We start from the raw sequence: 549 nt of genomic DNA, 5'->3' as shown, positions 1-549 counted from the left end.
AAATTCAGAATTGCATTGTTTTTCTGACGGAGGCGGTCAGATATTTCCCTCGCCCGGTCAGAGTACTTGCAGAGGGTGTGAAAATGACAATGAGAATCATTGCAGTAAATTAATGCCATGAGTGGGTTTTTATTTCAGGCGCTCAGATAAAATATTTAAATGGTGCAATATTATGAATAAAATTTATAAGCTGGTTTACGATAAAAGAACAGGTGTCTGGCGCGTCGTGAGTGAAGTCGCCCGTGCGGCAGGTAAATCCTTTACGACGGGCACGACCCATATTGTGACCGCGAATAAAATCACTTTTTCTGCCATGATTTTTGGTGTTCTGCTTGCAGGGCAACCCGTTGCCTGGGCAAGTGGAACGGAAGGTACCGGCGGGGGGTTTGCCTACCCTGCTGGCAAATCCAGCGTTGGTTATTACGGCACTATAACCCCTCCTGCCGCAACGGCAGCCGGCACTTCCGGGTCACAAATTAGTCAGGCCACCACGATTAGCCAGAACGTCACTGGAGGAGCTGGTGCCACTGGAGCCTCTACTGGCGGCCC

1 protein-coding gene is annotated in these 549 nt (G+C 49.5%); it reads left to right on the top strand.

The window, feature by feature from the left end; all coding sequences use genetic code 11:
• Positions 1-172: 172 nt before the first annotated feature.
• Positions 173-549, top strand: a 377-nt coding sequence (locus tag M977_RS23910; protein ID WP_209438630.1) for an ESPR domain-containing protein, incomplete at its 3' end; no start/stop codon positions are given.

The organism is Buttiauxella gaviniae ATCC 51604 (genome assembly GCF_001654835.1).
GTDB classification, from domain to species: domain Bacteria; phylum Pseudomonadota; class Gammaproteobacteria; order Enterobacterales; family Enterobacteriaceae; genus Buttiauxella; species Buttiauxella gaviniae.
This window is presented reverse-complemented; position numbering and strand designations above follow the sequence as displayed.